Genomic DNA, 10,445 nt, shown 5'->3' on the forward strand with positions numbered 1-10,445 from the left:
CACAGGAAACAAACAATTTTATTTTTTAACCAAGAATAATTACCTCTTTTTATTCGTATAAATTATTTTACGAATGGAATTTTTATTCAAATCAACTAGTAGTAAAGCGATACTACTCACTGCTTTCTCTTTTTTTTTCTCTTATCAATCTTTTGCACAAGAAAAGGATTCAACTAAGGTAAATCAACTTGACGAAATTTTAGTTTCGGCAATTAGAATTACAAAAAAAACACCTATAAGTTTTAGTGATTTAGACAAAAAGGAAATCGCCAAACGAAATTTAGGACAAGACATTCCTATTTTAATGAATTATCTACCTTCAGTAGTAACGACTTCTGATGCTGGAAACGGTTTTGGATATACTGGAATTCGAGTTCGTGGTAGCGATGCAACTCGAGTGAATGTTACCATCAACGGAATTCCTTACAATGATTCTGAAAGTCACGGCACTTTTTGGGTAAACATGCCCGATTTTGCTTCATCAGTCGAAAGTTTACAATTACAAAGAGGCGTTGGAACTTCTACGAATGGTTCTGGAGCTTTTGGTGCAAGTTTAAATATGTTAACCGATTCTTACTCACAAAAAAGTGCTGGCGAAATTTCTAATTCTTTTGGAAGTTTCAATTCGCGTAAGCATACTGTAAAATTTAGTTCGGGATTGATGAACGATCATTTTGAATTGGCAGGCAGAGTTTCTAATTTAAAATCAGACGGATATATTGATAGAGCTTCTTCCGATTTGAAGTCTTACTTTTTGCAAGGAACCTATGTCGGAAAAACAACTTTGCTGAAAGCGTTGGTTTTTGGCGGAACAGAAAAAACGTATCAATCATGGAACGGAATTGATGGCGAAACTCTTAAAACCGATAGAACTTTTAATTCAGCTGGAATTTTTACTGATGAAAATGGAAACGAACGTTTTTATGACAACGAAACCGATAATTACCAACAAGATCATTATCAGTTACATTGGAATGAAAAAATTACTGAAAATTGGTCAACTAATTTGGCCTTTCATTATACCAAAGGAAAAGGTTATTTTGAAAACTACAAAGAAGACGCCGATTTTACAGATTATGGTTTAAAAATCGATTTAACTCAAGTTGTCACAACAACCGATTTAATCCGTCAAAAATGGCTAGATAACGATTTTTATGGCGCAACTTTTTCAACCAATTATAAAAAAGACAAACTCGATTTTATTTTGGGTGGCGGTTGGAACAAATATTTAGGAGATCATTTTGGAAAAGTAATTTGGGCACGAAATGCTTCAACAAGCGAGTTAGGTGACACTTATTATGACAATTACGGTTATAAAACCGATGGAAATATTTTTACAAAAGCCAATTATCAGCTAACAAAAAAGGTAAGCATTTTTGGCGATTTACAATATCGTCGAGTAAATTATAAAGCCAATGGTGTTCAAGAAAATTATTTGAATGAAACTTTTCATTTTTTTAACCCAAAAACTGGATTGACTTATTTGGCAAACACTAATAATGAATTTTATTTTTCTTTTGCAGTAGCTAATCGTGAACCTAACAGAAATGATTACGAAAGCGGAATACAGCCTAACGGCGGACAAGCTGCTAAACCCGAAAAATTAAACGATTTTGAATTGGGTTGGCGTTATAATTCAAACAAGGTAAAATTCAATGCCAATCTTTATTATATGCTTTATAAAGACCAGTTAATCTTGACAGGAAATCTTGATGATGTTGGAAACCCTATTCGATCTAACAGCGAGAAAAGTTATCGATTAGGACTAGAAATTGATGCTACAATTGCACTATCAAAACAACTATTAGTCAGACCAAATATTACATTGAGTGAAAATAGAAATCAAGATTTGAATGTTGCTGGAGAAAATTTTGGTAACAAAACCATTGCTTTTTCACCAGGTATTGTAGGAGGAAATAGTATTGTTTTTCAGCCATTTGAAAGTTTACAAATTAATTGGTTATCAAAATTTGTAGGCGAGCAATACATGAACAATATCGAGTCGCCAGAAGCTAAATTAGAAAGTTATTTTGTTAACGATTTGAATATTACGTACGAATATAAAACCAAATCGGTGTTCAAATCAATTGTATTTTCGGGATTAGTTAACAATATTTTGGATAAAAAATATGTTTCAAACGGTTATATGTATGATATATATCCTTACTATTATCCGCAAGCAGGAATCAATTTTTTAGCAGGAATTACGTTGAAGTTTTAGTTAGAAACCACCAAACTAGTAGGGCTTATCACCTGAACTCTGTAGGCTTTCATAGGATATTGCCCTGCACCAACACCAGTAAATAAGCTATATTCTAGATTGTCACAATTACATTTGGCATTCAACCCGTTAATAACCATTGTAGAACAGTCGCTCAAATTTTGATTCGGGCAAGCTGCTTCCCAAGCTCTAAAGTCGGTATCGGAGATTTTCATAACAATGATACCTCTTATACCGACATTTTCAACGTTTATATACAAAGGTTGCACATTAAAATTTAATTGAGAAAAGGTTCCTAAATTAGTATTAATAGGAAATGAAAAAGAATAATCTGGTAAATAAGGATTATTGTTTCTTACCCTGTCTTTAGTACAACCATTAATAAAAGGAAGCAAAATCAATGCTAGTAAAAGATTTTTCATTTTTTTAGACTAATTTTTTGATGTAACAAATTTAAATTATTTAACTTTGAATCCGATATGATTAACAATTAATTATACAACAAAATAAAATTTAGTTATCTTTGTACTAAGGAATCCCGTCGAGATGGGATTTTTTCTATTTATATAAACGATGAAATTATGAGCACAGTATCTTATTACACCGCAGAAGGATTAAAAAAATTAAGAGAAGAATTAGATCAACTTAAAAGCATAGAGCGTCCAAAAGCTTCACAAGCTATTGCCGAAGCAAGAGACAAAGGCGACTTGTCGGAAAATGCCGAATACGACGCTGCCAAAGAAGCACAAGGAATGTTAGAAATGAGAATTGCCAAATTAGAAGAAATTCATTCTAACGCAAGACTTATTGACGAAACACATCTTGACGTTTCTAAAGTTTTGGTTTTATCAAATGTGAAAATTAAAAATCAAGCCAACGGAATGGAGCTAAAATATACTTTGGTTGCCGAAAGTGAAGCCGATTTAAAAACAGGAAAAATATCTGTAACTTCTCCAATTGGAAAAGGTTTACTAGGAAAATCAGTAGGTGAAGTTGCCGAAATAACAGTGCCTAACGGAACTTTAAAATTTGAAATTTTAGAGGTTTCTCGCGACTAATTATCTGTTTCAGTAGTGTTTTGTCATTCCGTAGGAATCTCATAAATATTCCACAATTTTCAGAATAAACTCCTAACCTTAAAAAAATGAGTTCAATTTTTACCAAAATAGTAAACGGAGAAATTCCTTGCTACAAAATTGCCGAAGATGAAAATTATTTGGCATTTTTAGATGTAAATCCTAATGCAAAAGGGCACACGCTTTGTATTCCTAAACAAGAAATCAACAAGATTTTTGATATGGAAGAAGCGCATTATTTAGGGTTAATGAAATTCTCTAGAAAAGTAGCAAAAGCACTCGAAAAATCGGTTGAATGTAAACGTATTGGTGTTGCTGTTGTTGGTTTAGAAGTGCCGCATGTTCATGTGCATTTAATTCCGTTGCAAGATATGGATGATATGCGTTTTCAACGAAAAGTTGCCTTATCTAAAGAAGAATTTGAGGCAATAGTTGCATCGGTTCAAAGTAATTTATAGAAAGTCCCTTTTTAGGGATTTTTTTTAAAACACATAATCATTATAGCAAAATCATCTTGACAACTTTATTTTATTAACAAAGTATCCATATTCATTGTACATTTTCTTAATTCTCTCTGGAACAAATGTTATTGATTCATCTTCATAGTTGTAAAACATTGATTTAGAAAAGTCAAAAATTAATTTATCTTTCTTTATTTTTATTCTAAAATAAATATATTGAACCAAATAACCATTGTTTTCACCATCACCAATTTTCACAACATCAGCTTTAAATTTTCCTGTAGTAGCCCAAGATTCAAATTCAACAGCTTTATTTGTTTTAGGTAACTCTAAAAAAGCGAGATTGATTTCTTTTCCTTCTTTAGGATTAATTTTTATAGAATCTTTTGTTATTTCTATTTCATATTCTTTATTTTTCCATGAACCTTGCAAATCAACATGAGGGCTGTTTATTTGAGAAAAAACAATGTTTGTTATAAAAAAAAGTAAGCTTACTAAAATTATTTTTTTCATGTTTATTAACTTTATTTCTTAAAACTAACTTCCATAATAGTTCCTTTTCCAATTTCTGAATCGAAGACTTTTATTTTTCCTTTGTGGTATTCTTCTACAATTCTTTTGGTTAGCGATAATCCTAATCCCCAACCGCGTTTTTTGGTGGTAAAACCTGGTTCAAAAACACTTCTAAACTGGTTTCGCGGAATTCCTTTTCCTGTATCCGAAACGTAAATTTTGACTAATTTTCCTTCTTCCACAATTTTCACTTTCAATTTTCCTCTGCCTTTCATAGCATCAATAGCATTTTTTACCAAATTTTCAATAGTCCAACTATGTAAGGCTGAATTTAAGGGAACAACAATTGGATCATTTGGTGCTTTAAAAGAAAATTCAACTTGTTTTGAAAACCTCGATTGCAAATAAGTGTAGGAATCTTTCGTTTCTTGTATAATATCTTTAGGTTCTAAAACTGGCTCCGAACCAATTTTGGAAAATCTATCGGTAATGGTTTGTAATCTAACAATATCCTTCTCTATTTCGGCAACCGTTGTTTCATCTACATTATCGGCTTTCATAATTTCGAGCCAACCAATTAATGACGATAATGGCGTTCCTATTTGATGAGCCGTTTCTTTTGCCATACCAGCCCAAAGTTTGTTTTGAGTTGCCATTTTGGTGCTTTTGTAAAAATTGTAAACAACCGTTCCAAACAAGAAAATGATTAGTAATAATGCAACGGGATAGTATTTTAATTTGCTCAACAGTGAAGAATCTCCGTAATATAAATACTGAAATTTTCCAGGAATATATTCTATTGCAATAGGTTCATTTTGGTTTTTTAGTTGTTTTAAAAGTTTATTGAGCTTGCGCTTGTCTTTTAAAATAGTCTCTTCAATATTTACGGTATTGATAATTGAATCATTTTGTGTTTGAATAATCGGAATTGATGCATTTTGAATAATTTCAAGAGGCAATTCTACATCCGCATTTACATCGACACTATTGATTTTTTTTTGAGCTATTGCCCAATGACTCATTTTTACTCGCTCTTCATTTTTGAAAATTTGAAAAAAAGTATAAGTGTTCCATAATATTAATGAAACAATAATAAAGGAAGACAAAATTAAAATCCAACGAGTAAGATTCTTTCTTTCGGAAAACTGCATGCACTAAATTTTGTTTAAAAGTAGTAAAAAAAATAATTCATAATTGATATTGTCATTGAAATTGATATTGTCATTGAAATTGAATCGCTATCTTTGTTCAAATTCAATTTTTTATGTTAACACTTGATCCAAAGGAACTTTCTCCTGTAAAATTGCAAGGGTATTTGCAAAGTGCTATTGCGCCGCGACCAATCGCTTTTGCTAGTACAAAAGATAAAAATGGCAAACCTAATTTGTCGCCTTTTAGTTTCTTCAATATTTTTAGTTCTAACCCGCCGATTTTGGTTTTTTCGCCTGCTCGACGCGTACGTGATAATACCATAAAACATACGTTAATCAACTGCGAAGAAACGCGTGAAGTGGTCATAAATGTTGTCAATCACGCTATTGTACAACAAATGTCGTTATCGAGCACAGAATATCCAGATGGTATTAATGAATTTGCAAAATCAGGATTAACTGCAATTCCATCGGAAATTGTGAAGCCTTATCGTGTGGCTGAAAGTCCGGTTCAGTTTGAATGCAAAGTCAATCAAATTATACCGCTTGGAACAGAAGGTGGCGCAGGAAATATGATTATTTGTGAAGTAGTAAAAATGCACATTAGCGAAGATGTTTTAAATGCTGAAGGGCAAATAGATCCTTTCAAAATTGATTTGGTATCGAGATTGGGTGGCAATTGGTACTCGAGAGCCAAAGAAGGCCTTTTTGAAGTTGAAAAACCGATTGCAACACTAGGAATTGGAGTTGATATGATTCCAGATTTTATCAAAGAAAGTAGTGTTTTCAACGGAAATGATTTGGGAAAATTAGGAAATGTTGAGTCTTTGCCAAGTGAAGAAGAAATTACTATATTTGTCAAACAAAATTTTGAAGTAAAAGGTGTTTTGAGTGCTGATGATGAAGTAAAAAAACACCAATTAGCAAAAGAATATTTAGATAAAAATGAAGTGCTAACCGCTTGGAAAGTGCTTTTAGCAAAACAATAAATTTAGAATAATTATGGAAGTTTCAGGAAAAATTAAAATGATTGATCAAACTAAAGAGGTTGGATCTGCAGGTTTCAAAAAAAGAGATGTTGTTGTAACAACAGACGAACAATATCCGCAACATATTCTGGTACAATTTGTACAAGACAAATGTGATTTGTTAAATGGATATAATGTCGGAGAAGCAGTAAAAATAGACATCAATTTAAGAGGTAGAGAATGGACTAATCCACAAGGAGAAACGGTTTATTTTAACACTATTCAAGGATGGAGAATTTCAAAAGTACAATCTGAAGCTCCAGCGGCGGCTCAACAAATGCCTCCAATGCCAGCAGCAGAAGCATTTGCCCCAGCAACCGATTTTAAAGAAGAAGAACACGACGATTTGCCTTTTTAATAAGTTAGAAGTCAGAAGATAGAAGTCAGAAGTTTAAGTAATACTTGAATTTCTGACTTTTTCATTGAAATTGAAATTGATTTTTGAAATTGTTATTGTAAAATGTATTTTATAACCAAAGAACTTTATTTCCCTCCAGTTGAAGAAGCTTCTTACGAAGGAATTTTGGCTATTGGCGGCGATTTGTCTGTAAAAAGATTATTGCTAGCTTACGAAAATGGAATTTTCCCTTGGTATAATGAAAACGAACCTATTTTGTGGTGGTCGCCAAGCGAAAGAATGGTCGTTAATCCGAATGATTATAAGGCTTCCAAAAGCTTACGCAATATTATTAACAGAAATATTTTTGAAGTAACCATCAATAAAGATTTTGAAGCAGTAATCAAGAATTGTCAAAAAATTGACAGAAAAGAACAAGATGGCACTTGGATTTCAAATGAAATTATAAAATCATACACTAAGTTACATCAACTTGGAAAAGCAATATCGTTTGAAGTTTGGCAAAATGGCGAACTCGTTGGCGGTTTGTATGGTGTTGATTTAGGACATGTTTTCTGTGGCGAAAGTATGTTTTCTAAAATTTCAAATGCAAGTAAAGTAGCTTTTGTAAAATTGATTGATTATTTAAAACAAAATAACTACAAACTGCTCGACTGTCAAGTTCATAACGATCATTTAGAAAAGTTAGGGGCGTTTGAAATTTCAAGAGCAACTTTTATGAAAATATTGAAGAGTTAATTTTAGTCTCAGTTTTCAGTCTCAGTATACAGTTGCAACAGAATTAAGGAAAACAAAATATTATATTTTACAACCAAATTTTTCTGGATTATTAATCATGTAATTTATTAATTTTCCAATTTCAATTGTTTTTGAATTTAATGCATTGAAATTTTCACTTGAAATATAATTACATTCAAATGCAAAATCTAACCAAACATTTGTTTCAGAATTTTCGCCATCACAATCTGTTAATTTACTAATGAAATGGTTAACGTATCTTCTTTTTCTATAAGCCTCTGCCATATTTGAACAAACGCTTCTATTTGATCGGTAAGTGAATATTTTTCTTCAACAGGAAATTTTTTTGATAAGTCATAAATTTCCATTGCTAATTTAAAGGCTTTTTGGTAAGCTAACAATTCTTTATAATCCATTTTAAGCTATTTTACACATTTAAAAACTGAGACTGAAAACCGAGACTGAAAACTTAGCTAGCTTCTCGTCCAGCAATCTTCAACATGATCGTTTACCATTCCAGTAGCTTGCATGTGAGCATACACAACAGTTGAACCCACAAATTTGAATTCACGTTTTTTCAAATCTTTACTAATTTTGTCTGAAAGTGGCGTTGTTGCTTGTGCTTGTGACAAATCTCGAAGTTTATTGTCAATAGGTTTTCCATCAACAAAATCCCAAATATAGTTGGAAAAACTTCCAAATTCGTTTTGAATTTTTATGAAGTTTTGTGCATTTGTAATCGCTGAATACACTTTAAGTTTGTTACGAATAATTCCAGCATCAAGCAGTAATTCTTGAATTTTTGAATCATCATATTGAGCAATTTTTTTATAATCAAAGTTATCAAAAGCCTTTCTAAAATTTTCTCGTTTGTTCAGAATGGTAATCCAACTCAAACCTGCCTGAAATGTTTCTAACAACAAAAATTCGAATAATGTTGGGTCATCATATACAGGTTTTCCCCATTCTTCGTCGTGGTATTTCATGTACAAATCAGAAGACAAACACCATTTGCATCTTGTTTTATTTTCCATCTTTTGCTAAATATTTTTCTATTGCATAATGACCCAAATAAATCATTGGCGTCATAATAATTGCTATAATTAGTTTTACAAAATAACCTGTTAAACCAGATTTTATATATTGTTCGGTTGTCATAATTCCGGTTGCCCAAAATGCAATTCCCAAGACGATAAAGCTATCAAATAATTGTGAAATAATTGTTGAACCTGTACTTCTTAGCCAAATCATTTTGTTTCCAGTTCTGTTTTTTACAAAATGGAAAATGGTAACATCAATCAATTGAGAAACCAAAAATGCAATAATACTTCCCACAATAATCCATAAACTTTGACCAAAAACAGCCTGAAATTGTTCGCTAGAAACAGAGCTTATTCCAGCTGCAGGGATTTGAATAGCAAAATACAATACAAAAAAAGCATACGTTATCAAACTTGCCGTAATCATTGACAATCTTTTTACGCCTTTTTCTCCAAAATATTCATTGATTAAATCGGTTGTTACAAACACAATAGGCCAAGGTAAAATACCTATACTCATCGGAATTCCGAAAACATCAATAAGTTTACCACCAATCATTTCTGCTACTACAGCATTAGTTATAAAAATTCCCGCTAAAACTACATAAACGGTATCTTTTCTTGATTGAAACATAATTTATTAGTTAGTGTTTCTTCAAAAGTAAATCTAAATTTAGTTTGAACAAAAAAAGTCACCAACAATAACACTTGTTGAATGACTTAATTGTGGAGAATACCGGAATCGAACCGAAACATTTAATTAATTTTTTCTAAAAATTTAAAGAAACAAAATTTGTGGAGAATACCGGAATCGAACCGAAACATTTAATTAATTTTTTCTAAAAATTTAAAGAAACAAAATTTGTGGAGAATACCGGAATCGAACCGGTTACCTCTTGCCTGCCAGGCAAGCGCTCTAGCCAAGTGAGCTAATCCCCCATTATTTGGTAAAAATAGTATTTTTATTTGAAAAATCAACCAGCAAATAAAAAAGGAAGGAAAAAATGCAAAAACTTGTACAATTGTTAATTATCAACATTTTACATTAAAATTTATTAATAGTTTGCTAATTATTTCTTATTATTGCATTCACAAAGAAAAATTTAACTATTTAACAACCAAAAAACATGAAAAAAATTACTTTATTTTTTGCATTAGTGTTTGCTAGTTTTGCTAGTAATGCACAAATTGCCCCAGGAAGTGTAGCTCCAAACTTTACTGTAACCGACTTAAATGGTAATACACACACATTATATGACTATACCGCTGCGGGTAAATCTGTTGTTCTAGATATTTCTGCAACATGGTGCGGACCTTGTTGGAACTATCATAACACCAAAGCTTTAGAAGATATTTATAATGCTTATGGTCCAGCAGGCTCAAATGAAGTTGTAGTTCTATTTGTAGAAGGCGATGGTTCAACTCCAGTTGCAGCTCTTTCTGGAACAGGAAATACGCAAGGAAATTGGGTAACAGGAACTTCTTACCCTATTATTGACAGCTCAACTATTGCTAGTCTATACCAAATTGGATATTATCCAACAGTTTATAGAATCTGTCCAAATAATATTGTTACTGAAATAGGTGCTTTAAGTGCTATAAATTTGAGAACTAATCTTAACACAAATTGTGGTGCTCTTGCAGGTGTTACAGGTTCTGTAAAAATTGAGAATACTACTTTAGGCTTGTGTTCTTCTACTGGTTCGCCAACTGTAAAAGTTAAAAATTATGGTAAAAACGTAACTGGTGTAACTCCAATTGCTACTGTAGACTTAAAACAAGACGGAGTTGTTATTGCATCTAAAGCAACATCAGGAACTTTTGCTCAATTTTCTACAAAAACATTAACTTTTGATCCT

At 31.8% G+C, this 10,445-nt stretch carries 12 protein-coding genes, 1 tRNA gene and 1 pseudogene; 7 read left to right on the plus strand and 7 right to left on the minus strand.

The genetic code is table 11. The features are described from left to right. Positions 1–73 precede the first annotated feature (73 nt). Entirely contained in the window at positions 74–2,221 is a 2,148-nt protein-coding gene (locus ACIQ66_RS01835) for a TonB-dependent receptor (RefSeq protein ID WP_396211109.1), read from the plus strand. Here the strand turns inward: ACIQ66_RS01835 and ACIQ66_RS01840 are convergent. Next, positions 2,218–2,643 (minus strand): hypothetical protein, encoded by a 426-nt coding sequence (locus ACIQ66_RS01840; RefSeq protein WP_396211110.1) that lies wholly within the window; start codon positions 2,641–2,643, stop codon positions 2,218–2,220. The genes ACIQ66_RS01835 and ACIQ66_RS01840 overlap by 4 nt on opposite strands. A 159-nt stretch (positions 2,644–2,802) precedes the next feature. On the opposite strand from ACIQ66_RS01840, the gene greA reads away from it, so the two are divergent. Together greA and ACIQ66_RS01850 are read left to right on the plus strand one after the other, a co-directional pair. After that, positions 2,803–3,279, plus strand: a complete 477-nt coding sequence (gene greA / locus ACIQ66_RS01845; RefSeq protein WP_298178664.1) for a transcription elongation factor GreA — start codon at positions 2,803–2,805, stop codon at positions 3,277–3,279. Positions 3,280–3,365: 86 nt separating this feature from the next. Further along, entirely contained in the window at positions 3,366–3,755 is a 390-nt protein-coding gene (locus tag ACIQ66_RS01850) for an HIT family protein (protein ID WP_396211111.1), read from the plus strand. A gap of 51 nt (positions 3,756–3,806) precedes the next feature. On the opposite strand, the gene ACIQ66_RS01855 is transcribed toward ACIQ66_RS01850, so the two are convergent. Together ACIQ66_RS01855 and ACIQ66_RS01860 are read right to left on the minus strand one after the other, a co-directional pair. Next, on the minus strand, positions 3,807–4,271 hold the full coding sequence (locus ACIQ66_RS01855; protein ID WP_396211112.1) for a hypothetical protein: 465 nt from the start codon (positions 4,269–4,271) through the stop codon (positions 3,807–3,809). Positions 4,272–4,282: 11 nt separating this feature from the next. Continuing rightward, positions 4,283–5,422, minus strand: coding sequence for a sensor histidine kinase (locus tag ACIQ66_RS01860; RefSeq protein ID WP_396211113.1), 1,140 nt, complete (start codon positions 5,420–5,422; stop codon positions 4,283–4,285). A 113-nt stretch (positions 5,423–5,535) separates the two neighbouring features. Between ACIQ66_RS01860 and ACIQ66_RS01865 the strand changes: the two genes are divergently transcribed. The 3 genes from ACIQ66_RS01865 to aat all read left to right on the plus strand — a co-directional run bounded on the left by ACIQ66_RS01865 (position 5,536) and on the right by aat (position 7,546). Further along, positions 5,536–6,411, plus strand: a complete 876-nt coding sequence (locus ACIQ66_RS01865; RefSeq protein ID WP_396211114.1) for a flavin reductase family protein — start codon at positions 5,536–5,538, stop codon at positions 6,409–6,411. Positions 6,412–6,424: 13 nt separating this feature from the next. Further along, positions 6,425–6,808: a DUF3127 domain-containing protein gene (locus ACIQ66_RS01870; protein ID WP_396211115.1), complete on the plus strand. Its 384-nt coding sequence runs from the start codon at positions 6,425–6,427 to the stop codon at positions 6,806–6,808. 102 nt (positions 6,809–6,910) lie between these two features. Further along, positions 6,911–7,546 (plus strand): leucyl/phenylalanyl-tRNA--protein transferase, encoded by a 636-nt coding sequence (aat, locus tag ACIQ66_RS01875; protein WP_396211116.1) that lies wholly within the window; start codon positions 6,911–6,913, stop codon positions 7,544–7,546. 60 nt (positions 7,547–7,606) lie between these two features. Here the strand turns inward: aat and ACIQ66_RS01880 are convergent. The 4 genes and pseudogenes from ACIQ66_RS01880 to ACIQ66_RS01895 all read right to left on the minus strand — a co-directional run bounded on the left by ACIQ66_RS01880 (position 7,607) and on the right by ACIQ66_RS01895 (position 9,525). Further along, a pseudogene (locus tag ACIQ66_RS01880) lies at positions 7,607–7,962 on the minus strand (four helix bundle protein). 57 nt (positions 7,963–8,019) lie between these two features. Continuing rightward, on the minus strand, positions 8,020–8,580 hold the full coding sequence (locus tag ACIQ66_RS01885) for a DNA-3-methyladenine glycosylase I (RefSeq protein WP_396211117.1): 561 nt from the start codon (positions 8,578–8,580) through the stop codon (positions 8,020–8,022). Beyond that, complete coding sequence (locus ACIQ66_RS01890) at positions 8,570–9,220, minus strand: queuosine precursor transporter (RefSeq protein ID WP_396211118.1); 651 nt, start codon at positions 9,218–9,220, stop codon at positions 8,570–8,572. Before ACIQ66_RS01890 ends, ACIQ66_RS01885 begins: the two co-directional genes overlap by 11 nt. 231 nt (positions 9,221–9,451) lie before the next feature. Beyond that, a tRNA-Ala gene (locus ACIQ66_RS01895) sits at positions 9,452–9,525 on the minus strand. Between the two features lie 188 nt (positions 9,526–9,713). Here ACIQ66_RS01895 and ACIQ66_RS01900 point away from each other — a divergent pair. Next, positions 9,714–10,445, plus strand: a 732-nt coding sequence (locus ACIQ66_RS01900) for a TlpA family protein disulfide reductase (RefSeq protein ID WP_396211119.1), incomplete at its 3' end; no start/stop codon positions are given.

This window comes from Flavobacterium sp., assembly GCF_044377315.1.
Classification (GTDB): Bacteria; Bacteroidota; Bacteroidia; order Flavobacteriales; family Flavobacteriaceae; genus Flavobacterium.